Source organism: Hylemonella sp. GW821-FHT12C09 (assembly GCF_058807395.1).
Genome location: NZ_JBXAQQ010000003.1, coordinates 183,442 through 207,015 on the forward strand (window position 1 = coordinate 183,442; position 23,574 = coordinate 207,015).

Here is a 23,574-nt window from a genome sequence, read left to right on the forward strand (position 1 = left end):
ATGTTCAACCTGCAGCAGGCCCTGCCCTGGCTGGCTGGTGCGCGCCTGGTCGGCGACGGCCTGGTGGGCGTGCAGCGTGTGCACAGCGACACCCGCACCCTGCAGCACGGCGATCTGTTCGTGGCGCTGCAGGGTGAGCGCTTCGACGGCAACACCTTCCTGGCCCAGGCGCAGCACGCCGGCGCCGTGGCTGCGCTGTGCAGCGACGAGGCGGCCCTGCGCGCCAGCGGCCTGAGCGGCCTGGTGGTGGCCGACAGCAAGCGGGCGCTGGGCCAGCTGGCCACGGGCTGGCGTGCGCAGTTCAAGCTGCCGCTGATCGCCGTGACCGGCAGCAATGGCAAGACCACGGTGACGCAGATGATCGCGGCCATCCTGCGCGCCTGGAAGCCGCAGGCCACGCTGGCCACCGAAGGCAACCTCAACAACGAGATCGGCGTGCCGCTGACCCTGCTGCGTCTGCGCAGTACGCAGCAGCTGGCGGTGGTGGAGCTGGGCATGAACCATCCCGGCGAGATCGCCGTGCTGGCGGCCATGGCGCAGCCCACGGTGGCTTTGGTCAACAACGCGCAGCGCGAGCACCTGGAATTCATGGCCAGCATCGAAGCGGTGGCGCGCGAGAACGGCGCCGTGATCACAGCGCTGGGCGGCAGCGGAACGGCCGTGTACCCGGCCGACGATGCCTACAGCGGCTTGTGGCGCGGCCTCGCGGGTGGGCGGGCCCAGCTGACCTTTGCCGTCAGCGGGGACGCGGCGGCCTCCGACCTGAGCTGCAGCCCTCCGGTCTGGACCGGCGAGGGCTGGCAGGTCCAGGCGCACACCCCGGCGGGCGCGCTGAACTACACGCTGCGCGTGGCCGGCCTGCACAACGTCAAGAACTCCCTGGCCGCCGCCGCCTGTGCCTTGGCGGCCGGCGTGCCGCTGTCGCACATCGCGCTCGGGCTCGAGGCCTTCGAGCCGGTCAAGGGGCGTTCGCGTGCCCTGGCCCTGCCCCTGGGCGGTCGCACGCTGACCCTGGTGGACGATAGCTACAACGCCAACCCGGATTCGGTTCGCGCGGCCATCGACGTGCTGGCCGGCCTGCCCGGCCCGCGCCTGCTGGTGCTGGGCGACATGGGGGAGGTGGGCAGCGAAGGCCCGCGTTTCCACGCCGAGGTCGGCGCCTATGCGCGCGAACGCGGCATCGAGCAGCTCTACGCGCTGGGCGAGCAGACCGCGCAGAGCGTGGCGCAGTTCAAGGGCGGCCGTCATTTCGACGACGTCGAGGCCCTGAATGCCGCTGTGCTGCAGACCCTGCCCGGCCTGGCCAGCGTGCTCGTCAAGGGCTCGCGTTTCATGCGCATGGAGCGGGTGGTGCAGGCGGTGAGCGCGCACGCCGAACAGAACAAGGAAGAACATCATGCTGCTTAGCCTGGCCCAGTGGCTCCAGACCATCTCGCCCGAATTCGGCTACTTCCGGGTCTTCCAGTACCTGACCTTCCGCGCCGTCATGGCCGCCGTGACCGCGCTGCTGATCGGCCTGCTGGCCGGGCCTTACGTGATCCGACGCCTGACCGAACTCAAGATCGGCCAGCCGGTGCGCGGCTACGGCATGGAGACGCATCTCTCCAAGAGCGGTACGCCCACCATGGGCGGCGTGCTGATCCTGATGGCCATCGGCATCTCGACCCTGCTGTGGTTCGACCTGTCCAACCGCTTCGTCTGGATCGTGCTGCTGGTCACGCTGGGTTTCGGCGCCATCGGCTGGGTCGACGACTGGCGCAAGGTGGTCAACAAGGACCCCGAGGGCATGCGTTCGCGCGAAAAGTATTTCTGGCAGTCGGTGGTCGGACTGATCGCCGCCTTCTACCTCGTCTTCTCGATTTCCGGCAGCAGCAACCAGGACGTTTGGGAGTTATTCGTCACCTGGGTTCGGTCGGGGTTCTCGGTCGATCTGCCGGCGAAAGCCGGCCTGCTGCTTCCTTTCTTCAAACAGGTCAGCTACCCGCTGGGGGTGATCGGCTTCGTCGTGTTGACCTATCTGGTCATCGTCGGGGCCAGCAATGCGGTGAACCTGACCGACGGCCTGGACGGCCTGGCCATCATGCCGGTTGTCATGGTGGGCTCGGCGCTGGGCGTCTTTGCCTACGTGACCGGCAGCGCCGTCTATTCCAAGTACCTGTTCTTCCCCCACATTCCCGGCTCGGGTGAGCTGCTGATCTTCTGCGCCGCCATGGCCGGCGCCGGCCTGGCCTTCCTGTGGTTCAACGCGCACCCGGCCCAGGTCTTCATGGGGGACGTGGGCGCGCTGGCCCTGGGCGGTGCCCTGGGCACCATCGCCGTGATCGTGCGCCAGGAGATCGTGCTGGCCATCATGGGCGGCATCTTCGTGGCCGAGGCCTTGTCGGTGATGTTGCAGGTCTCCTACTTCAAGTACACCAAACGCAAATATGGCGAAGGCCGGCGCATCCTGAAGATGGCGCCGCTGCACCACCACTTCGAGAAGAGCGGCTGGAAAGAGACCCAGGTGGTCGTGCGCTTCTGGATCATCACCATGCTGCTGTGCCTGGTGGGACTGTCGACCTTGAAACTGCGATGAACGAGAACGAACACCCTGACGATCTGCCCCAGCCGGTGCCGCCTCAGGACGAGGCGGCCTCGGTGTCTGTGCCGGCACCGTCTGTGCCCACGCAGGGCGCGAGCGACGCGCCCGCTGCCGAGGGCGCACAGGACGCGCCGCCGCCTGCCGTCGATGCCGAACCCCAGGTCACCTTGCCCGCAACCGGCAAGCCGGCCAAGCGCCCCCTGCCTGAGACCCTGACGGCCGCGCGTGACGCGGCAGCCTTTGTCGCTCAACTGTTCACCGATGCCGGCACGCCCGAGTCGTCGGCGCCGGTCGCGCCGGATGAAGACAGCGGTGCCACCCCCCGGGAGGAGGCACCCGCCAGCACGCCGGCCCCCGAGCCCGTGGTGTCGCCTCTGCAAGACCAGCATGTGCTCGTGCTGGGCCTGGGTGCCTCCGGTCTGGCCATGGTCCGCTGGTGTGTGCGCCAGGGCGCACGCGTGACGGTGGCCGATACCCGTGCAGCACCGCCCCAGCTGGCCCGGCTGCAGGCCGAGTTGCCGCAGGTGGTTTTCCGCGCGGGTGCTTTCGAGGCAGGTCTGGTCGAGGGGCAGGACATCCGCGCCGTCTTCAAGAGCCCGGGCCTGTCGCCGGCCATGGTGGCGCCGGTCTGGCAGGCGGCGCAGGCCATGGGCCTGTGGGTGGGCGGTGAACTGGATCTGTTCGCTCGGGGCCTGCGTGATCTGCAGACCGAACGGGCGTATGCCCCCAAGGTCCTGGCGATCACCGGCACGAACGGCAAGACCACCACCACCGCGCTCACCGGCCAGCTGGTGGCGCATGCGGACAAGACCGTGGCGGTGGCCGGCAACATCGGCCCCAGCCTGCTGGACACGCTGGCGCTGCATAGCGATGCGGGCACCTTGCCCGAAGTCTGGGTGCTGGAACTGTCCAGTTTCCAGCTCGACGGCGTCCAGGGTTTCGAGCCCACGGCAGCCGCGGTGCTGAACCTGACGCAGGACCACCTGGACTGGCACGGCAGCATGGAAGCCTACGGGGCGGCCAAGGCACGCATCTTCGGCGAGCAGGGCCTGCTGGTCCTCAACCGTGATGATCCGGCGGTGATGGCCCTGATGCCCGAGCCGGTGCGTGCCAGGCTGCAAAAACCGCAGTGGCGCGAGTACGTGAGCTTCGGCGCCGAGATGCCGCAACGTCCGGGCGACTACGGCATCGAGCTGGTCAACGGCATGGCCTGGCTGGTGCGGGCCGTGGAGGCCGACGAAACGCAGAAACGCAAGCGCGGCGAAGAGGTGGAGCTGTTCATCCAGCGCCTGATGCCGGCCGACGCGCTGCGCATCCGCGGCCGCCACAACGCCACCAACGCGCTGGCTGCGCTGGCCCTGGCCCAGGCGGCCGGTTGCGCGCTGGGCCCCATGCTCTACGGTCTGCGCGAATACCGCGGGGAGCCGCACCGGGTGGAGCCGGTGGCCATCGTCAATGAAGTCGAGTATTTCGACGACAGCAAGGGCACCAATGTGGGGGCCACCGTGGCGGCCCTGAGCGGCCTGGGCGCCGAGCGGCGCATCGTCGTCATCCTCGGCGGCGATGGCAAGGGGCAGGACTTTGCCCCGCTCTTCGGGCCGGTGCAGCGTTATGCCCGCGCGGTCGTGCTGATCGGGCGCGATGCACCCGCCATCCGTGCAGTGGTGCAGGGCACGGGCGTGCCCCTGCTGGATGCCGGCACCTTGCCCGAGGCCGTGGCCCTGGCCCGCGCACAGGCGCAGGCCGGGGACGCCGTGCTCCTGTCGCCGGCCTGCGCCAGTTTCGACATGTTCAAGGACTACGAGCACCGCGCCAGCGTCTTCGTCGAGGCGGTGCAGACCCTGTCGGACGAGGGGGGGCTGGCATGAACGCCGCCGGGCCGTCCCAAGGCGTGAGGGCCCCCTCGGGGGGCAGCGCGGTACACGCAGTGACAAGCGTGGGGGCCACATCATGACGGTCTTGGCGCAACGCATCCGTGGCTGGTTCGGCGGCGCGCCGGTGACCGATGCCTTGCCCGTGCGCCTGGGCCACCAGGGCTTCGGGCGCAGCAGCAACCAGCCGGTGCGCCTGTCCGACTTCGACCATGCCCTGGTCTGGGTGGTGGTCGCCCTGCTGGCCTGGGGGCTGGTGATGGTGTACTCGGCCTCCATCGCCCTGCCCGACAACCCGAAGTTCGGGCGTTACGCCCACACGCATTTCCTGACACGCCACCTGCTGTCGCTGGTGGTGGCTTTCGTGGCCGCGCTGATCGCCTTCCAGATTCCCATGGCCCGTTGGGAGAAGCTGGCGCCCTGGCTGCTGGTGGTGGCGCTGGTCCTGCTGGTGGCGGTGCTGATCCCCGGCATCGGCAAGGGCGTGAACGGCGCGCGACGCTGGATCTCCCTGGGCGTCATGAATTTCCAGCCCTCGGAACTGGCCAAGCTGGCGGTGCTGCTGTATGCGGCCGACTACATGGTGCGCAAGATGGACGTGAAGGAACACTTCTTCCGTGCCGTGGCACCCATGGGCGCGGCCGTGGCCATCATCGGCCTGCTGCTGCTGGCCGAGCCCGACATGGGTGCCTTCATGGTGATCGCCGTGATTGCCATGGGCATCCTGTTCCTGGGTGGGGTGAATGCCCGCATGTTCTTCCTGATCGCCGCCATCCTGCTGGTGGCTTTCGTGCTGATGATCGCGTTGAGCGAATGGCGGCGCGAGCGCATCTTTGCCTACCTCAACCCCTGGGACGAGCGCCACACCCTGGGCAAGGGCTACCAGCTCTCGCACTCGCTGATCGCCTTCGGGCGCGGCCAGATCTTCGGTGTGGGCCTGGGCGGCAGCGTCGAGAAACTGCACTGGCTGCCCGAGGCCCACACCGACTTCCTGCTGGCCGTGATCGGCGAGGAGTTCGGCCTGTTGGGCGTGCTGACCATCGTTGCGCTGTTCTTCTGGTTGACCCGTCGTGTCATGCACATCGGCCGCCAGGCCATTGCGCTGGACCGCGTCTTCGCCGGCCTTGTGGCTCAGGGCGTGGGTGTGTGGATGGGTTTCCAGGCCTTCATCAACATGGGCGTGAACCTCGGCGCCCTGCCGACCAAGGGGCTGACCTTGCCCTTCATGAGCTATGGCGGCTCGGCCATCCTGATGAACATGGTGGCGGTGGCCATCGTGCTGCGGATTGACTATGAAAACAGACAGCTCATGCACGGGGGGCGCTCATGAGCAAGTGTGCCCTCGTCATGGCCGGCGGCACGGGTGGCCATATCTTCCCGGGCCTGGCCGTGGCCGAAGCCCTGCGTGAGCGAGGCTGGCGTGTGCATTGGCTGGGCAACCAGAACAGCATGGAAGGCCGGCTGGTGCCGCCGCGCGGCTTCGCTTTCGAGAGCATCGATTTCGGTGGCGTGCGCGGCAAGGGGCCGCTCACCCTGGCCCTGCTGCCGCTGCGCCTGCTCAAGGCCTTCTGGCAGAGCATCCAGGTGGTGCGCCGGGTGAAGCCCGACGTGGTGATCGGGCTGGGTGGGTACATCACCTTCCCGGCCGGGATGATGGGGGTCCTGCTGGGCAAACCCTTGGTGCTGCACGAGCAGAACTCCGTGGCGGGCCTGGCCAACCAGGTGCTGGCCGGCGTGGCCGACCGTGTGTACGCCGCCTTCCCCGGTGCCATGAAAAAAGCACAGTGGGTGGGCAACCCCCTGCGAGCAGCCTTCCTGCAGCAAAGCGCGCCGGCGCAGCGGTTTGCCGGCCGCAGCGGGCCCTTGCGCCTGTTGGTGGTCGGCGGCAGCCTGGGTGCGAAGGCCTTGAACGAGGTCGTGCCGCGCGCGCTGGCCCTGATCCCTGAGGCGCAGCGCCCGCAGGTCACCCACCAGAGCGGTGCGACGCAGATCGAGGCCCTGCGTGCCAACTACAGCGCCGCAGGCGTGCAGGCCGAACTGACCCCCTTCATTGATGACACGGCCCGTGCGTTTGCCGAGGCCGACCTCATCGTCTGCCGCGCCGGCGCCAGCACCGTGACCGAGATCGCCGCGGTGGGCGCCGCCGCAGTTTTTGTGCCTTTCCCGGCAGCGGTGGACGACCACCAGACCACCAACGCCCGTTTCCTGGTGGACCAGGGCGCTGGCCTGCTGCTGCCCCAGCAAGACATGACAGCGGAGCGGCTGGCCGGGCTGCTGCAGAACACCGACCGCAATACCTTGTTGCTGTGGGCGCAGCAGGCGCGGAAGCTGGCCAAGACCGAAGCCACCGCACAGGTGGTGACTGCCTGCGAGGAGCTCGCACGATGAAACACGCGATCAAACACATACATTTCGTAGGCCTGGGCGGCTCAGGCATGTCCGGCATCGCCGAGGTGCTGCACAACCTGGGTTACACCATCTCGGGGTCGGACCTCAGCGACAGCGCCACGCTCAGGCGCCTGGCCTCGCTGGGCATCAGGACCTGCGTCGGTCACGCCCCGGGCCACATCGAGGGGGCCGACGCCGTGGTCACGTCGACCGCCGTCAAGGCCGACAACCCCGAGGTGCTGGCGGCGCGCGAGAAGCGCATCCCCATCGTGCCGCGCGCCGTCATGCTGGCCGAACTGATGCGCCTGAAGCAGGGCATCGCGATTGCCGGCACGCACGGCAAGACCACCACCACCAGCCTGGTGGCCAGCGTGCTGGCCGAGGCCGGGCTGGACCCGACCTTCGTGATCGGCGGGCGCCTCAACAGCGCCAACGCCAATGCGCGGCTGGGCAGCGGTGACCACATCGTGGTGGAGGCCGACGAGAGTGACGCCTCCTTCCTCAACCTGCTGCCGGTGATGGCGGTGGTGACCAATATCGACGCCGACCACATGGAGACCTACGGGCACGATTTCGGTCGGCTCAAGCAGGCCTTTGTCGATTTCCTGCATCGCATGCCCTTCTACGGCACGGCCATCCTGTGCACCGACGACGCCGCGGTGCGCGAGATCGTGCCCGAGGTGAACTGTCCCATCACCAGCTACGGCTTCAACGAGCAGGCCCAGGTGCGTGCGGTGAACGTCCGCGCCGTCGCGGGGCAGATGCATTTCACCGTGCAACGGCGCAACGGCGTGGTGCTGCCCGACCTGGACGTGGTGCTCAACCTGCCGGGCCGCCACAACGTGCTCAACGCCCTGTCGGCGATTGCCGTGGCGGCCGAGCTCGACGTGGCCGACGCCGCGTTGCTCAAGGCCCTGGCCGAGTTCAAGGGCGTGGGCCGGCGCTTCCAGCGCTACGGCGAGGTGCCCGCCAAGGCCGGCGGCAGCTTCACGCTGATCGACGACTACGGCCATCACCCGGTGGAGATGGCGGCCACGCTGGCCGCGGCGCGGGGCGCCTTCCCCGGGCGGCGCCTGGTGCTGTCCTTCCAGCCGCACCGCTACACGCGCACGCGCGACTGCTTCGAGGATTTTGTCAAGGTGATCGGCGAGGCCGACGCCGTGCTGCTGGCCGAGGTCTATGCCGCGGGCGAGGCGCCCATCGTGGCGGCCGACGGCCGCAGCCTGGCGCGCGCGCTGCGTGTGGCCGGCAAGCTGGAGCCGGTGTTCGTGGACGACATCGCGGCCATGCCGCAGTCCATCCTGGACAACGCGCGCGCGGGCGACGTGGTGATGTGCATGGGGGCGGGCTCCATCGGTGGAGTACCGGCCAAGGTGGTCGAGTTGACGGGAAGTGACAAGAAGTGAGCAAGGAACAAATGAATCTGGGCAAGGTTGCCGTCCTGATGGGCGGGTCTTCCGCCGAACGGGACATCTCGCTGATGTCGGGGGGCGGTGTGCTCAAGGCACTGCAATCGCGCGGGGTGGATGCCCATGCCTTCGACCCCTCTGTGCGGGACCTGGGTGAGCTCAAACGCGAAGGATTTGCGCGCTGTTTCATCGCGCTGCACGGCCGTTTTGGCGAGGACGGCACGGTGCAGGGCGCGCTGGAATTGCTGGGCATCCCCTACACCGGTTCGGGTGTGATGGCGTCTGCCATCGCCATCGACAAGGTCATGACCAAGCGCATCTGGCTGGCCGAGGGTCTGCCCACACCGCAGTGGCGCAAGGTGGCCAGCGCCGAGGCCGCCCGTGCCGCCTTCTCGGCGCTGGGTGCGCCCATGATCATCAAGCCTGCGCGCGAGGGTTCGTCCATCGGTCTGACCAAGGTGTTGACCGCCGACGAGTGCGATACCGCCTATGCCAAGGCGGCGCAGGTTGACGAGCAGGTGCTGTGCGAGCAATTCGTCAGCGGCGAGGAGGTCACGGTGCCCGTGCTGGGCAGCGGCCCGCAGGCGCGCGCGCTGCCGGTGATCCGCATCGTGGCGCCTGACGGCAACTACGACTATCAGAACAAGTACTTCACCGACGACACGAAATACCTCGTGCCCTGCGGCCTGCCCACCGGGGAGGAAGAGCAGATCCAGCAGATCGTGCTGCGCGCCTACCAGGTGCTGGGCTGCCGTGGCTGGGCCCGCGCCGACGTGATGATCGACGCCCGTACGCGCAAGCCCTATCTGCTGGAGATCAACACCTCGCCCGGCATGACCGGGCATTCGCTGGTGCCCATGTCGGCCAAGGCCGCGGGCATCAGCTATGAAGAGCTGTGTGTGCTGTTGCTGCAGGCAGCAGCCCTGGATCATGGAGCGGCGCGCGCATGACCCATCCCCTGCCCGTTCCCCTCGACGTCAAGCTCATGAACCTGACAGCCAATCTGCTGCTGCTGGGTTTCATGCTGCTGGCGCTGGGCACGGGCGGGCGCTGGTTGATGCAGCACCCGGTGTTCGCGATCCGCGGCCTGACCGTGCTGGGCGACATCAGCCACACCAGCGCGTTGACGCTGCGTGCGCACGTGGGCTCGCAACTCAAAGGGACGTTTCTGACGGTGGACCTGAACGCGGTGCGCCTGGCTTTCGAGTCCGTGCCCTGGGTGCGCCGCGCCGTGGTGCAACGCGAATTCCCGAACCGCCTGCGCGTGATCCTGCAGGAACACCGGGCCGTGGCCTATTGGGGCGAGGAGGGCGAGTCCACGCTGGTCAACAGCCAGGGCGAAGTCTTCGAGGCCAACCTGGGCGAGATCGAGCAGGACGAACTGCCGCGCCTGGACGGCCCGGTGGAACAGTCGGCCCAGGTGCTGGCCATGTACCGCGCGCTGCAGCCCCTGTTCGAGGCGCTGGACCTGCCCATTGAGCAGCTGGCGCTGAGCGGGCGCGGCAACTGGCAGCTGGCGCTGGCCAGCGGGGCCCGTCTCGAACTGGGCAGCGGCGGTGTGCCGGAGGTGACGGCGCGGGCGCGGCAGTTCCTCGGCACGGTGGCGCAGGTGGCGGCGCACCACGGCCGCAAGCTCGACGCGCTGGAAGGCGCCGACCTGCGTTATGCCCAGGGGTATGCCCTGCGCCTGCGCGGCGTGAGCACGGTGACGGCGCAGGACCAGGCCAGAAAAAACTAGGAACAAGCAGGACCATCGACATGGCAAAAGAGTACAAGGATCTGGTCGTCGGCCTCGACATCGGCACCGCCAAGGTGATGGTGGTGGTGGCCGAGGTGCTGCCCGGCGGGGAGCTCAAGCTGGCAGGCCTGGGCGTGGCGCCGAGCAACGGCCTCAAACGCGGCGTCGTGGTGAACATCGACGCCACCGTGCACAGCATCCAGCAGGCGCTCAAGGAGGCCGAGCTGATGGCCGACTGCAAGATCACCCGCGTCTACACCGGCATCACGGGCAGCCACATCCGCGGCATCAACTCCAGCGGCATGGTGGCGGTGAAGGACCGCGAGGTCAGCAGCGCCGACGTGGCGCGCGTGGTGGAGACGGCCAAGGCCATCAACATCTCGACCGACCAGCGCCTGCTGCTGGTCGAGCCGCAGGAATTCATCATCGACGGCCAGGACGTGCGCGAACCCATCGGCATGAGCGGCATCCGTCTGGAAGCCAGGGTCCACATCGTGACCGGTGCGCAGAGCGCGGCCGAGAACATCATCAAGTGCGTGCGCCGCTGCGGCCTGGAGGTCGAGCAGCTCATGCTCAACCCGCTGGCCTCCAGCCTGTCGGTGCTGACCGAGGACGAGCGGGAGCTGGGCGTGGCCTGCGTGGACATTGGCGCCGGCACCACCGACGTGGCGGTGTTCACGGGCGGTGCGATCCGCTACACCTCGGTGATCCCGATCGCGGGGGACCTGATCACCAGCGACATCGCCATGGCCTTGCGCACGCCGACCAAGGACGCCGAGGACATCAAGGTCGAGAGCGGTTTCGCCAAACAGCTGCTGGCCGACCCGGACATCCAGGTCGAGGTGCCGGGCCTGGGCGACCGCGGCCCGCGCATGCTCAGCCGCCAGGCCCTGGCCGGCGTGATCGAGCCGCGCATCGAGGAGATCTTTTCGCTGGTGCAGCAGGTGCTGCGCGATTCGGGCTGCGAGGAAGTCCTGTCCTCGGGCATCGTGCTCACGGGCGGCAGCTCGGTCATGCCCGGGATGGTGGAACTGGGTGAGGACATCTTCCTCAAGCCGGTGCGCCGCGGCCTGCCCAAGTACAGCGGGGCGCTGGCCGACATGGTGGGCCAGCCGCGTGCGGCCACCGTGATGGGCCTGCTGGAGGAGGCGCGCATGGCGCGCCTGCGCGGTTACAAGGTGGCGCAGAAACACGGGTCCATGAAAAACGCCATGGGGCGTGTCAAGGACTGGTTCATCGGGAATTTCTGACCATGACGAACAAGATCAAGCTCTGGCTGGCACGCGGCAGCCCCCATCACAGACGACGGTGCACCGGGCCACCGGTGCTGCCGCATCGAGCCGGCAAGACGACCACACACGACACAAGGCAACCGAATTTAAGGAGAACAGCATGAGCATCGAAATGATCGAAGACGCAGCCTTCAACCTGGGCACCCAGATCAAGGTCATCGGCGTGGGCGGCGGCGGCGGCAATGCCGTCGAGCACATGATCGAGCGCGAGGTGCAGGGCGTGGAGTTCATCTGCGCTAACACCGACGCGCAGGCCCTGAGCCGCAGCAGCGCGCACAAGGTCATCCAGCTCGGCGGCAGCGGCCTGGGCGCGGGCAGCAAACCCGAGAAGGGGCGCGACGCAGCCGAACTGGCCGTGGAAGACATCCAGAACGCCATCGCCGGCGCGCACATGCTCTTCATCACGGCCGGCATGGGCGGCGGCACCGGGACCGGCGCCGCGCCCGTGATCGCGCGCGTGGCCAAGCAGATGGGCATCCTGACCGTGGGCGTGGTGACCAAGCCCTTCGACTGGGAGGGCGGTCGCCGCATGACCAACGCCGACGCCGGCCTGACCGAACTGGAAGCCAATGTCGACTCGCTGATCGTGGTGCTCAACGAGAAGCTGCAGGAAGTGCTGGGCGACGACATCACCCAGGACGAGGCCTTCGCGCACGCCAACGACGTGCTCAAGAACGCCGTGGGCGGCATTGCCGAGATCATCAACGTGCCCGGCCACGTGAACGTGGACTTCGAGGACGTGCGTACCGTGATGGGCGAACCCGGCAAGGCCATGATGGGCACCGCCGCGGCCAACGGCCCGGACCGCGCGCGCATCGCGGCCGAACAGGCGGTGGCCTGCCCGCTGCTCGAAGGCATCGACCTCTCTGGCGCCAAGGGCGTGCTGGTGCTGATCACCGCGGCCAAGGGCAGCCTCAAGCTGTCCGAGTCCAAGCTGGCGATGAACACCATCCGTGCCTACGCCTCGCCCGATGCGCACGTGATCTACGGCACCGCCTACGACGACAGCCTGGCCGACCAGATCCGCGTCACCGTGGTGGCCACCGGCCTGTCGCGCCAGGGCGTGCGCCGCACGGCGCCTCCGCTGCAGGTGCTGACCACCACGCTGCGTACCGGTACCGACAACGTGCCCTTCCAGGTGCCCACGCTGAACAACGCCGTGGCCCCGGGCGCACTGCCGGGCACGGCCGCCGCCGCACCCGGCATGGCCCAGCCCGACTACAACGCCATGGCCACGCCCAGCGTCTGGCGCACGCGCGACCGCACCCAGGCCGCGGCCAAGGTGGACGCGCTGTCCTCGGGCGGCATGGATGACTTCGAGATCCCGGCCTTTTTGCGCAAGCAGGCCGATTGAGTGAAGTGACATGCGCCCCGCGGCCTGCAGCGGGGCGCCACTTGGTCTAGGATGGACCGTCTTGCGCTGCCCGGCACAGCGCCGGGCAGCGGCACCACCGCTCTCCAGGAGTGCACCATGAAAACGCAACGACCCTTCCTTGCACTGGCCTCGGGCCTGGCCCTGTTGCTCACGGCCTGTGCCCTGCCCACAGCCCCCTTGCCCCAGGACACGGTGCATGCGGTGACGCGTCAGCACGAGCTCATCCGCTTCAAGGCCGACCGGCCGCAGCAGGTGCTCGATCGGCGTGCGCTCAGCGGCCTGGTCCCGGGTGACAGCCTGCGCGGCATCGACTACCGCGTGGCACGCGGTGTGCTCTATGCGCTGGCCGACAGTGGCCGGCTCTACACGGTGGACACCGCGCAAGCCCGGCTGGTGCCGGTGGTTACCAGCGCACCCGCGTCCTGGCCGATCCAGGGGGGCGTGAGCGGCTTCGATTTCAACCCCACGGTCGACCGCATCCGCGTGGTCAGCAGCAGCGCGCAGAACCTGCGCCTGCATCCCGAGACGAATGCCGTGGTCGACGGCAACCCGGCCGAACCGGGCCTGCAGCTCGATGGCCCCTTGCACTACGTGGCCGGCGATCGCCATGCCGGCCGCACGCCGGACCTGGCCGGCGTGGCCTACACCTACAACCAGAAGAACGAGAAGATCACCACCAACTACGCCATCGACCGCGCGCTGGGCGCCCTGCTCATGCAGGGTTCGGCCGAAGGCTCCGAGCCGGCCGTCTCGCCCAACACGGGCCAGCTGCGCACCGTGGGCCTGCTGGGCTTGGGCCCCCTGGCCGAGGCGCATTTCGACATCTCGGACATCGCCAACACGGCGTTGCTGGCAGCGCGGCTTGCCGGCCAGACGCAGACCCGCCTGTACCGGCTCGACCTGGCCAGCGGGCGTGCCACGGAACTGGGCGTGATCGGCCAGGGCGAGCCCCTGGCGGGTATGGCGATCGAGCCCTGAGGCCGCGGCGATGCGTGTGCTGGGCCTGTTCCTTCTCTGTCTGATGGCTCTGCCGCTGCGTGCCGGCACACTGGCGGTCGACGTTTTGCAGGGCAGCGGCCGGCCCCTCGCTGATGCGGTGGTGTTCCTGGAGTCCCCGCAGGCGCGCCGCCAGGTGCGCCCGCTCACGAAGGCCGAGATGGGGCAGGCCGGCAAGCAGTTTGTGCCGCAGGTCCTGGTGGTGACGACCGGCACCGAGGTCGACTTCCCCAACCGCGACACGGTGCGGCACCACGTCTATTCCTTTTCGCCGGTCAAGAAGTTCGAACTCAAGCTCTACATCGGCACCCCGACCCAGCCCGTGCTGTTCGACCAGCCCGGTATCGCGGTGCTGGGCTGCAACATCCATGACCAGATGGTGGGCTGGATCGTGATCGTCGACACGCCCTATTTCGGCCGCACGGCAGAGCAGGGCCAGCTTGTGCTCGACAAGCTGCAGCCGGGCAACTACCGCCTGCGCAGCTGGCACCCCGGCCTGCCCGTGGGGGCGCCGGCGCTGGACCAGGCGGTGACCGTACCGGCCGAAGGCCGGCTGGCGGTGACCGTGCGCATGCCGGGTGTGGCGCCATGACGTTCTCGTTCAACCGGCGCAGCCTGATCACCCGGCTGGTCGGCCTCTCGCTGCTGTTGCTGCTCTTTGTCCAGTTGGCCGGGTTCTTCGTGGTGCGCGACAGCATCGCACGCAACGCCCGCATGCAGATCGCGCGCGAATTCGACACCGGCGAGAAGGTGTGGCTGCGCCTGCTCGACCAGAACGCCGAGAAGCTGCGCCAGAGCGCTGCGCTGCTGGCCGCCGATTACGGCTTCCGCTCTGCCGTCAGTTCCGATGATCTGGAGACCATCGCCTCGGCGCTGGAAAACAACGGCCAGCGCATCGGCGCGGCCATGACGGCCCTGCTGGACACCAGCTTGCGCGTGCGCGCCATCAGCGCACAAACCCCCGACACCGGCCTGTCGGCCACGCTGGCCAGCCTGGCGCCGGCCCTGGCCGAGCCCTCGCAGGGCGGGCGCATCGTGGTGGTGGACGGTCACCCCTACCAGCTGGTCATGGTGCCCATGCGCGCGCCGCTGGTGGTGGGCTGGGTGCTGATGGGGTTTCCGGTGGGCGCGCCGCTGGCCGAGGAAATGCAGCGCCTGCTCGGCGTGCAACTGGTGCTGCAGGTGCGGCGGGCCGACGGCAGCCTGGCCGCGCCCGTGAGCACCCTGCCGGCGCAGGCGCTGGACATGCTCCAGGGCATGCGGGGCGAGGTCCGGGAGCTGGATGCGGGGGGCGCGACGCTGCTGGTGCGCGAGATCAGGCTCGACACGGTGGGCGGTGAAGCCCGTGTGCTGCTGCTGCGCTCGATGGACGACGTGGTGGCGCCCTACCGCCATCTGCAGCTCCTGCTGGCGGTCATCACCGTCGGTGGTGTGCTGCTGTTCGCCCTGGGCAGCGGCCTGATGGCCCGGCGCCTGACCACGCCCTTGCGCTCCCTGCTGTTTGCCACGCAGCGGCTTTCGCGTGGCGACTACAGCGTGGCGCTCGAGGATGTCGAGCGCCAAGACGAGATCGGCAACCTGGCGCGTTCTTTCGACCGCATGCGCGTGGACATCGCGGCGCAGCAGGCCGAGATCCGCCACCTGGCCTACTGGGACCGTTTGACCGGCCTGCCCAACCGGGAGAATTTCCGCGACTCGGCGCAGCAGTCCATCGCCCGCAGCGGGGTCGGCGGCGAGCTGGCCATCATCACCCTGGACCTGGACCGCTTCAAGCACGTCAACGACGTGCTGGGTTACGCCTTCGGCGACCAGCTGCTCAAGACCGTGGCCGGCAAGCTGGCCGATGTGCTGGGTGAGGCGTCGGGCGTGGTGGCGCGCCTGGGGGGCAACGAGTTCGCCCTGCTGCTGGAGCCGGGCAATCCGGCGCAGGCGACCGAGCTGGCGGCCCGGGTGGCACGCAGCCTGGAGGTGCCGCTGGCCATCGCCGAGCAGACCGTGGACCTGAGTGCCGGTATCGGCATTGCCTGCTGGCCTGCCGATGCACAGGATGTGGACACCCTGCTGAGCCGCTCCGAGATCGCCATGTACGTCGCCAAGCGCAAGCTCGAAGGGCCCCTGCGTTACGACCCGGCCTATGACTCGGCCAGCACGCAGACCCTGTCACTGCTGACCGAATTGCGCCGCGCCGTGGACCAGGGCGAACTGCGCCTGTTTCTGCAGCCCAAGGTGACCCTGGCCGACGGCGCGACGCACGCGGCCGAGGCCCTGGTGCGCTGGGAGCACCCGCAACGCGGCCTGGTGCCACCCATGCAGTTCATCCCCTTTGCCGAGCAGACCGGCTACATCCGCCAGCTCACGCTGTGGATGTTCGAGGAAACCGCGCGCCTGCTGGCGACACCGCAGGCCGCGGGCCTGCGTGTCTCGGTCAACCTGTCCACGCGCGACCTGCTGGACCTCGAACTCAGCGCCCGCCTGGGCCGCCTGCTGCAGGCCCACGGCGTGCCTGCCACTGCCTTCTGCCTGGAGATCACCGAGAGCGCCATCATGGACGACCCGCAGCGCGCGGAGGCCATGCTCAACCGCCTGTCCGAGCAGGGATTCAAGTTGTCTATCGACGACTTTGGCACCGGCTATTCCTCGCTCGCTTACCTCAAGCGCCTGCCGGTGGACGAGCTCAAGATCGACAAGTCCTTCGTCATGGGCATGGAGACCGACGCGGACGACGCCATCATCGTGCGCTCCACCATCGACCTGGCCCACAACCTGGGCCTGAGCGTGGTCGCCGAGGGCGTGGAAAACGCGGCCATCCTGGAGCGCCTGCGGGCGCTGGGCTGCGACGAAGTGCAGGGCTATCACATCAGCCGTCCGATGCCCGCACCGGCCTTCATGGAATGGCTGGGAAAGTAGAATCGAGCCCATGCTGCAGCAACGTACCCTCAAGTCCCTGACCCGAGCCGTGGGCGTGGGCCTGCACAGCGGCCAGCGCGTGGAAATCACGCTGCGTCCCGCGCAGGTCGACACCGGCATCGTGTTCCGGCGTGTGGACCTGCCGCAGCCGGTGGACATCCCGATGTCGGCCATGGCGGTCACCGATACGCGCCTGGCCTCCACCCTGTCCAATGGCGACGCCAAGGTGCACACCGTGGAGCACCTGATGTCGGCCTGCGCCGGCCTGGGCATCGACAACCTCTACGTCGACATCACGGCGGAAGAGGTCCCCATCCTCGACGGCTCGGCCGCCTCTTTTGTGTTTCTGCTGCAGAGCGCTGGCATCGAGCTGCAGAGCGCGCCGCGCCGTTTCATCCGCATCACCAAGCCCATCGAGGTGCGTGAAGGCGTGGGTGCCGGCCAGAAGTGGGCGCGGCTGGACCCGTACCACGGCTACAAGCTCAGTTTCGAGATCGATTTCGACCACCCGGCGGTGGATTCCACCGGCCAGCGCGTCGAGTTCGACATGAGTGTGCACAACTACAGCCGCGACATCGCGCGCGCACGCACCTTCGGTTTCACCAAGGACGTGGAGATGATGCGTGCCAACGGCCTGGCCCTCGGCGGCGGGCTGGACAACGCCATCGTGATGGACGACTACAAGGTGCTCAATGCCGGTGGCCTGCGCTACGACGACGAGTTCGTCAAGCACAAGATCCTGGACGCCATGGGCGACCTCTACATCCTGGGCAAGCCGCTGCTGGCCGCGTACAGCGCCTTCCGCTCCGGCCATGCGATGAACAACAAGCTGCTGCGAGAACTGCTGCAGCGCACCGACGCCTGGGAAACCGTCACCTTCGACAACGAGAAGCTGGCGCCCAAGGGCTTCGCGCAGCCGGTGCGCGCCTGGTGATATGGCCCCCACGCTCCACCGTTCCACGGGTCGCTGCCCCCCAAGGGGGCTAACTCGCCTTGGGGCGGCCCGGCGGCGAGTTGCCCGCGAGAGGTAAGTGCATGCTGCTGTTCCGCTGGCTCATCCTCCTGACGCTGATCGGCGCAGCCGTCTGCTTCGCCTTCTATGCCGGTACCGGCCAGGCGCGCTACAAGCGCTGGGGCCTGGTCACGCTGAAGTGGACGCTGATCGCCGCCTTCGGTTTCTTCGCCGTCCTCATCCTGCAGCGCATCGCCTAGGTGCCACGGCGTCGCACCGTGGAAAACGGATCGGGTGTACCACTCTTCTTGGGTTCCTCGTCGCGTGTCTTGACGGCATCGAGTTCGTTGAAGACCGAGGGCATCTGGCTGTCCTGGAAGGCGACGGAGTCCTCCCACATCGCCCAGTCGGATTCCTGGTTGCCTTCGCTCACCTCGGGCAGGGGAGGCGGTAGGGGCGGCATGCCGCCCGTGCGTGCTGCCGCCGCTGTGGCGGGACGGGCCTGGGCCGACGGCGCTGGCCGGGCCGGTTTGGCCGGGGCCGGCTTGGGGGCGGACTTGAAGAACTTCAGCATGCGGCCATCCTGGGTGCGGTACGCTAGGCGATGACTGCAATTTAGCGTGCGTAACGGTTTGTGACAAGCCGGTGGTGCGCTCAGCCGTGAAGGATTGCCATGAACCCCGCATTTCTGAAGGCCGGGCCAGGCGTTTTGCTGATGGTGGCACTGTGGCTGTCTGCGAGTGCGGCAGCCCAGGACGGGACATGGCGCGAGCGTCTGCGGGAACGCAGGCAGGCGCAGACCGGCGAGGCGCCGGCGCAGCCCGCGCTGATCACCGCGCCCGGCGACTACCGCTACAGCCTGGAGCATGGCGGGCGCACGCGTCTGTACCGTGTGCACGTTCCGCCCGGCTATCGCAGCGATACCCCGGCGCCCCTGCTGCTCTCGCTGCACGGCGGGGGCGGCAGCATGGACTACATGGCCAGGGACGAGAACTACGGCCAGCTCAGCCATGCCGCGCGGGCTGGCCAGGTGCTGGTCTTTCCCAATGGCGTCAGCCGTTTTCGCAGCGGCATGCTCGCAACCTGGAATGCCGGTGCCTGCTGTGGCGCGGCGCGCGACGAGAATGTGGACGACGTCGGTTTCATCCGGCTCGTGCTCGAACGTGTCATGGGCCAGCTCAACATCGATCGCCAGCGCGTCTACGTCACCGGTATGTCCAATGGCGCCATGATGGCCTATCGCCTGGCCTGCGAGATGCCCGAGCTGATCCGCGCCATCGCGCCGGTGGCGGGCACCGACAACACGCTCAGCTGCGCGCCGGGGCAGCCGGTCTCGGTCCTGCACATCCATGCGCTCAACGATACGCATGTGCTCTACGAAGGCGGTGCCGGGCCGGATTCGGTGGACAAGGCGCAGGTGACCGATTACCGCTCGGTGCCCGCCAGCGTGGCGCGCTGGGTGGCGTTCAACGGCTGTCAGCGCTCGCCGCAGCGTGTGCTGGAAACAGAGGGCGCCTGGTGCGAGCTGTACGCGCCCTGCCGCGACGGGGCGCGGGTGCAGTTGTGCGTGACGGAGCGTGGCGGCCATTCCTGGCCCGGTGGTGTCAAGAGGGCGAGGGGCGAGGCCGCTTCACAGGCGCTTTCGGCCAATGAGGTCATGTGGGAGTTTTTCATGCAGACCCGCGCGCCACGCTGAATCCGCCGGGCAGGTGAAGACCAGGTAAAGACGGCGTCGCCCACTTGTGCCCGTGGGCGCGGGCAGCACAATCCGGTGCATGACCACCCTGCAGCACCTTCAGGCATGGGCGCGACCCTGCTGGCGCGTCGTCGCCACGGACCTGGGCCTCTTCCGGCGTTTCCCCCGGCTCGGACTGGCGGCGCTGGCCATCGTGATGGTGCCGGCCGTTTATGCGCTGATCTACCTGTCCAGCGTGTGGGATCCGAACGCCAAGACCAGCAGCCTGCCCGTCGGCATGGTGAACCTCGACCAGGGGTCGGTCTACCAGGGGCGCTCCAGCAATGTCGGGTCCGAACTCGTGCAGGAGCTGATGCGGTCGGGCGAATTCGGTTTTCGCCCTGTCGCAGACGCGGACACCGCGCGCCAGGGTGTCAGGCTCGGTCGCCTGGCGTTCGCCGTCATCATCCCTGCCGATTTCAGCGCCAGTGCCCTGCCGGGCAACCTGCCCGGCGGCGGCAAGGTCGTGGTGGTGCTGTCCGAGGGCAACAACTATGCCGCGGCAGGCATCGCCCGGCGTTTCGCGGCCGAGCTGGGGCACCAGGTCAACGAGGCGCTGAACGAGCAGCGCTGGGAGCAGGTGCTGGTTTCGGCCGACGGCTCCGGCAAGAGCCTGGACATGCTGCGCGCCGGCATGGCCCAGCTGCGGACCGGCGCCAGGACCTTTGGCGAGGGCATGGTGCGCTACAACGGCATGGCGGCCCAGCTGGCGACGGGCCTCCGGCAGGTGGGGACCAGCACACGCAGCATGGAGCCGCGCCTGCCCAGCGAGGCCGAGCTCAAGTCGCTGCGCACCGGGACGCAGCGCCTCGCGCAACGCCAGCGGGAAATGGGCGCCGGACTGGAGCAGTTGCAACAGGGGGTGGGCCGCCTGACGGTCGGCGCCACGCAACTTCAGGAAGAAACGGCCGGCCTGCCCTTTGTCGGCGAGAAGATCGCGCAGAGCGCGGGGGAGCTGGCGGGTGGTGGCAAGCAGCTCGGCGAAGGCCTGGGCGTGGCGCTGGACGCCAACGCGCGGATGGCGCGTGGCGCCACCCGGATCGAGGAAGGCACGGCCCGCCTGACCGAAGGCATGGGTTTGCTGGCCGACAACCTGCGTACCCTGGCCGAGCAGTTGCCGGAAGACGCCCGGCTGGAGGCCTTCACGCGCAGCGGCGACGAGCTGGTGCGTTCCGCGTTCAAACTGCGCAGCGGCATCGAACTGGTCGAGTCGGCCCTGCCGGTCAGCGTGGGCAAACTCGACGGCAGCGCGCGGGGGCTGGCCGACTCGGTGGAGCCGGTGCTGGAGGTGCTGGCACCCGTGCCCAACAACGGCAGCGCTTTCGCACCGAACATGATCGCCATGGCCCTCTGGCTGGGGGCGGTGATGTCGGTCTACCTCTTCAATATGCAACGGCTCAGCGAGGAGCACGCGCAGGCCCCGGCGCTGGCCAAGAGCCTGGGGCGTTACGCCTTGCCGGCCCTGCTTGTGCTGCTGCAGACCCTGCTGACCGTTCTGGTGCTGTGTTTCGGCCTGGGGGTGGTGGTACCCGACGTCTTCAGCTTCAGCCTCATCATGCTGGCGGCAGGCCAGGCCTTTCTGGCCCTGGTGCTGTTGCTCTTGCGTGCTTTTGGCGAGGTGGGCAAGCTGATCGTCATCCTGCTGCTGACGCTGCAGCTGGCGGCGGGCGGCGGTGTGATGCCGATCGAATTGACGGCGGACTTCTTTCAGGCCGTGCACGACTGGTTGCCGTTCAGCTGGGTCATCAAGGCGCTGCGCGCCAGTCTCTTTGGTGCCTACGACAGCGGCTGGCTGACGGCCTGGCTGGATGTGGTCCTGATCGGTTTGTGCGCGCTGCTGCTCAGCAGTCTGGTGCGCCCCTGGAAGACGGTGCCCGCACAGGATTACCGGCCGGCCATCGACGTCTGAGGCGTCGGGAGACCGTCAGCGTCAGCGGCTGCGCCCGGCGCGGTACATGCCGCTGGTGCCGCGTGTGAGCACGGTGGCCTTGGCGATCTGGGCCTGCGAGGCGCCGGCATGGGCTTGCGTGATCGCGATGCCCAGCGCGTCGGCCGCATCGGGCCCCGGCAGGCCGGGCAGCTTGAGCAGGCGCTTGACCATCTCCTGGACCTGGGCCTTCTGGGCGCGCCCATGGCCCACCACGGCCTGTTTCATCTGCAGCGCGGTGTACTCGGCCACCGGCAGGTCGGCCGTGACGAGGGCCGTGACGCAGGCTCCGCGCGCCTGGCCCAGCAGCAGGGTGGACTGCGGGTTGACGTTGACGAAGACGATTTCCACCGCGGCCGACTGCGGCTGGTAACGCGCCACCACCTCGCGGATGCCGTCGAACAGCACCTTCAGGCGCGCCGGCAGCTCACCCTGGGCCAGATGCGTGGTGCTGATGGTGCCGCTGGCGACGTAGCTCAGTTGGTGGCCGGCGGCATCGATCACGCCGAAACCGGTGGTGCGCAGGCCGGGGTCGATGCCGAGGATGCGCGTCATCCTAGAGGCCGCAGTTGGACGCACCCGAGTGGGCCGTCGTGGGGTGGACTGGCAAGGCGAGACGACGCGGCTGGCTACTGCCAGCAAGGAGGAGCAACGCCGCCAGTGCGCCGCAGGGCGGCTCAATCGGGTGCGTAGCGGGCGCGGTCCAAGGGTGATCTGCTGCGTGGTCAAAAATGTCGGTGTCCATAGGCGTTTCCAGCGAGAGTCAGCGGTCAACTGGCGGTTTCTAGGATCAGGGCAGTTCGGCCCGCCACAGGCGGCCGGCGATGACGCTGGCGCGATCGGCCAGGTAGGGTGATTGGGGCAGCTTCTCGTAATGGCGCGGGCGCGGCAGCATGACGGCCAGGCGCGCGGCCTCGCTGGCGCTCAGGCGCGCTGCCGGCTTGCGGTAGTAGTGCTGGGCTGCCGCCTCGGCACCGAAGACGCCTTCGCCCCACTCGACGTGGTTCAGGTAAAGCTCCAGGATGCGCTGCTTGCTCAGCAGCTTCTCCAGCATGTAGGCCAGGGCAAACTCCTGGCCCTTGCGCAACAGCGTGCGCTCGCCCGAGAGCAGCAGGTTCTTGGCCAACTGCTGGGTGATGGTGGAGCCGCCGACGATCTTGGGCGGTTTTACGGTGCGTGCACCGTTGGCGGCCAGTTGCGCGACCCGTTCCTCGGCTGCAGCATTTTTTTGCCAGGCTTTTTCCAGGGCATCCCAGTCCACGCCTTCGTGCCAGGCAAAGCTGTCGTCTTCCGAGGCGATGACGGCGCGTTTGAGATGGTCGGAAATCTGCGTGTAGTCCACCCACTGCTGGCGCCAGCGCAGGTTGCCTTTTTCACCCAGGATGCGCCAGGCTTCGGAGCGCTCGAAGGTGGTGGATTGCGGCGCGGTCACGGCCATCAGGGCGATGCGCGCGACGAAAAAGAGCTGCAGCGCCAGCAGGGCAAGCAGCAGCAGGGCGAACCAGCGCAGCACGGCTTTCATGTCAGGGCGCGCTGATGCGCGTTTCCAGGGTTTCGTTGCGCGAGAACTTGAAGCGCGAGACGACCACGATCTGGTCGGCCTCCTTGCGCATGTCCTGGGTGAAGCGGCCGAAGGGCGCAGCTGCGCGGGCAATGGCTTCGGCGCGGCGGTCCAGCACGCGGCTGCCCGAGCTCTCGGCAATCTCGGTGGAGACCACCAGGCCCTGGCGGTCCACCGTGACCACCATGGTCAGTTCGCCATAGAGCTTCCTGCCGCCCGAGGCGGGGAAGTTCTCGGTGCCCTTGTCCTCGATGGCGCGGCGCAGGCGGTCGTAGTAGACGGCATAGGCCTCTTCGCGTGTGGACGGGCCGATGTAGCGCTTGCGCGGTTTCTGGCTGTCCTGCTTGATGCGGCGCTCGATCTCGGCCAGCTGTTTGAGCAGCAGGCGGCGCTTGGCCTCCTGCGCGGCCTGTTCGTTGCTGAGTTTGGCCTGCTTGGGGTCCGGCAGGGGCAGGGCGGCGAGCTGCTGGCGTACCTGGGCCAGCAGCATGGTCTGCTGTTTCTGCAGCTGCTGCATCCGTTTCTGCGATTCTTCTTCCAGCGTGTCGCCGCTGTCGGAGAGCAGGGTCGAGGGCAGGGGGCTGGTGGCGCGCCCGCGCTCGGCCTCGCCCCCGCCGGCCAGGCTGGTCTGTGCAATCGCCAGTGCCTTGTCCGGGCGGGCATACCCGCGTGCATTGACCAGGATGACTTCCAGCGGCGTGTCGCGGAAGGCGCGCTCGATCGCCTCAGGGTCGACGAAACGCACCGTCAGCAGCACCGCATGCACGGCGACGGAGATGCCGAGGGCGTATTCGAGAGTGCTGAACTTGCGCAGTTTCACGAGGACAAGGGCCTGTTCACAC

General features: G+C 68.3%; 21 protein-coding genes. 17 read left to right on the forward strand and 4 right to left on the reverse strand.

Annotated features, from left to right (window positions below; translation table 11 throughout):
• The 15 genes from AC1RRP_RS06715 (at position 1) to AC1RRP_RS06785 (ending at position 17,769) form a co-directional block, all read left to right on the forward strand.
• Complete coding sequence (locus AC1RRP_RS06715; protein ID WP_493034893.1) at positions 1-1,407, forward strand: UDP-N-acetylmuramoyl-tripeptide--D-alanyl-D-alanine ligase; 1,407 nt, start codon at positions 1-3, stop codon at positions 1,405-1,407.
• Complete coding sequence (gene mraY / locus AC1RRP_RS06720; protein WP_493034455.1) at positions 1,397-2,575, forward strand: phospho-N-acetylmuramoyl-pentapeptide-transferase; 1,179 nt, start codon at positions 1,397-1,399, stop codon at positions 2,573-2,575. The genes AC1RRP_RS06715 and mraY overlap by 11 nt, the downstream gene beginning before the upstream one ends.
• Entirely contained in the window at positions 2,572-4,449 is a 1,878-nt protein-coding gene (murD, locus tag AC1RRP_RS06725; protein WP_493034457.1) for a UDP-N-acetylmuramoyl-L-alanine--D-glutamate ligase, read from the forward strand. Before mraY ends, murD begins: the two co-directional genes overlap by 4 nt.
• A gap of 82 nt (positions 4,450-4,531) precedes the next feature.
• On the forward strand, positions 4,532-5,782 hold the full coding sequence (ftsW, locus tag AC1RRP_RS06730; protein WP_493034459.1) for a putative lipid II flippase FtsW: 1,251 nt from the start codon (positions 4,532-4,534) through the stop codon (positions 5,780-5,782).
• Positions 5,779-6,840 (forward strand): undecaprenyldiphospho-muramoylpentapeptide beta-N-acetylglucosaminyltransferase, encoded by a 1,062-nt coding sequence (gene murG / locus AC1RRP_RS06735; RefSeq protein WP_493034461.1) that lies wholly within the window; start codon positions 5,779-5,781, stop codon positions 6,838-6,840. The genes ftsW and murG overlap by 4 nt, the downstream gene beginning before the upstream one ends.
• Complete coding sequence (murC, locus tag AC1RRP_RS06740) at positions 6,837-8,246, forward strand: UDP-N-acetylmuramate--L-alanine ligase (RefSeq protein ID WP_493034463.1); 1,410 nt, start codon at positions 6,837-6,839, stop codon at positions 8,244-8,246. The genes murG and murC overlap by 4 nt, the downstream gene beginning before the upstream one ends.
• Before the next feature lie 11 nt (positions 8,247-8,257).
• Complete coding sequence (locus AC1RRP_RS06745) at positions 8,258-9,199, forward strand: D-alanine--D-alanine ligase (protein ID WP_493034895.1); 942 nt, start codon at positions 8,258-8,260, stop codon at positions 9,197-9,199.
• Positions 9,196-9,987 (forward strand): cell division protein FtsQ/DivIB, encoded by a 792-nt coding sequence (locus tag AC1RRP_RS06750; protein WP_493034465.1) that lies wholly within the window; start codon positions 9,196-9,198, stop codon positions 9,985-9,987. The genes AC1RRP_RS06745 and AC1RRP_RS06750 overlap by 4 nt, the downstream gene beginning before the upstream one ends.
• 20 nt (positions 9,988-10,007) lie before the next feature.
• On the forward strand, positions 10,008-11,237 hold the full coding sequence (gene ftsA, locus AC1RRP_RS06755; RefSeq protein WP_493034467.1) for a cell division protein FtsA: 1,230 nt from the start codon (positions 10,008-10,010) through the stop codon (positions 11,235-11,237).
• Positions 11,238-11,379: 142 nt separating this feature from the next.
• Positions 11,380-12,633, forward strand: coding sequence for a cell division protein FtsZ (ftsZ, locus tag AC1RRP_RS06760; RefSeq protein WP_493034470.1), 1,254 nt, complete (start codon positions 11,380-11,382; stop codon positions 12,631-12,633).
• Between the two features lie 117 nt (positions 12,634-12,750).
• Complete coding sequence (locus AC1RRP_RS06765) at positions 12,751-13,632, forward strand: DUF4394 domain-containing protein (RefSeq protein WP_493034472.1); 882 nt, start codon at positions 12,751-12,753, stop codon at positions 13,630-13,632.
• Positions 13,633-13,675: 43 nt separating this feature from the next.
• Complete coding sequence (locus tag AC1RRP_RS06770) at positions 13,676-14,242, forward strand: methylamine utilization protein (protein WP_493034474.1); 567 nt, start codon at positions 13,676-13,678, stop codon at positions 14,240-14,242.
• Entirely contained in the window at positions 14,239-16,557 is a 2,319-nt protein-coding gene (locus tag AC1RRP_RS06775; protein WP_493034476.1) for a putative bifunctional diguanylate cyclase/phosphodiesterase, read from the forward strand. Before AC1RRP_RS06770 ends, AC1RRP_RS06775 begins: the two co-directional genes overlap by 4 nt.
• Positions 16,558-16,567: 10 nt before the next feature.
• Positions 16,568-17,491, forward strand: a complete 924-nt coding sequence (gene lpxC, locus AC1RRP_RS06780) for a UDP-3-O-acyl-N-acetylglucosamine deacetylase (protein ID WP_493034478.1) — start codon at positions 16,568-16,570, stop codon at positions 17,489-17,491.
• A 101-nt stretch (positions 17,492-17,592) separates the two neighbouring features.
• Positions 17,593-17,769, forward strand: a complete 177-nt coding sequence (locus AC1RRP_RS06785) for a hypothetical protein (protein WP_493034480.1) — start codon at positions 17,593-17,595, stop codon at positions 17,767-17,769.
• Here the strand turns inward: AC1RRP_RS06785 and AC1RRP_RS06790 are convergent.
• Entirely contained in the window at positions 17,766-18,083 is a 318-nt protein-coding gene (locus AC1RRP_RS06790) for a hypothetical protein (RefSeq protein ID WP_493034482.1), read from the reverse strand. The genes AC1RRP_RS06785 and AC1RRP_RS06790 overlap by 4 nt on opposite strands.
• Before the next feature lie 99 nt (positions 18,084-18,182).
• Here AC1RRP_RS06790 and AC1RRP_RS06795 point away from each other — a divergent pair, with 99 nt between their 5' ends.
• Positions 18,183-19,205 (forward strand): CE1 family esterase, encoded by a 1,023-nt coding sequence (locus AC1RRP_RS06795; RefSeq protein WP_493034484.1) that lies wholly within the window; start codon positions 18,183-18,185, stop codon positions 19,203-19,205.
• A gap of 79 nt (positions 19,206-19,284) precedes the next feature.
• Positions 19,285-21,153, forward strand: coding sequence for a YhgE/Pip domain-containing protein (locus AC1RRP_RS06800; RefSeq protein ID WP_493034486.1), 1,869 nt, complete (start codon positions 19,285-19,287; stop codon positions 21,151-21,153).
• Between the two features lie 21 nt (positions 21,154-21,174).
• Here AC1RRP_RS06800 and ruvC read toward each other — a convergent pair whose 3' ends face one another.
• From ruvC to AC1RRP_RS06815, 3 genes are all read right to left on the reverse strand, one after another.
• Positions 21,175-21,726 carry a crossover junction endodeoxyribonuclease RuvC gene (gene ruvC / locus AC1RRP_RS06805; RefSeq protein ID WP_493034488.1) on the reverse strand — a complete coding sequence of 184 codons (552 nt, stop codon included), beginning with the start codon at positions 21,724-21,726 and terminating at the stop codon, positions 21,175-21,177.
• Positions 21,727-21,961: 235 nt separating this feature from the next.
• Entirely contained in the window at positions 21,962-22,693 is a 732-nt protein-coding gene (gene mtgA, locus AC1RRP_RS06810; protein ID WP_493034490.1) for a monofunctional biosynthetic peptidoglycan transglycosylase, read from the reverse strand.
• Between the two features lies 1 nt (position 22,694).
• Entirely contained in the window at positions 22,695-23,552 is an 858-nt protein-coding gene (locus AC1RRP_RS06815; protein WP_493034492.1) for an energy transducer TonB, read from the reverse strand.
• Positions 23,553-23,574 lie beyond the last annotated feature (22 nt).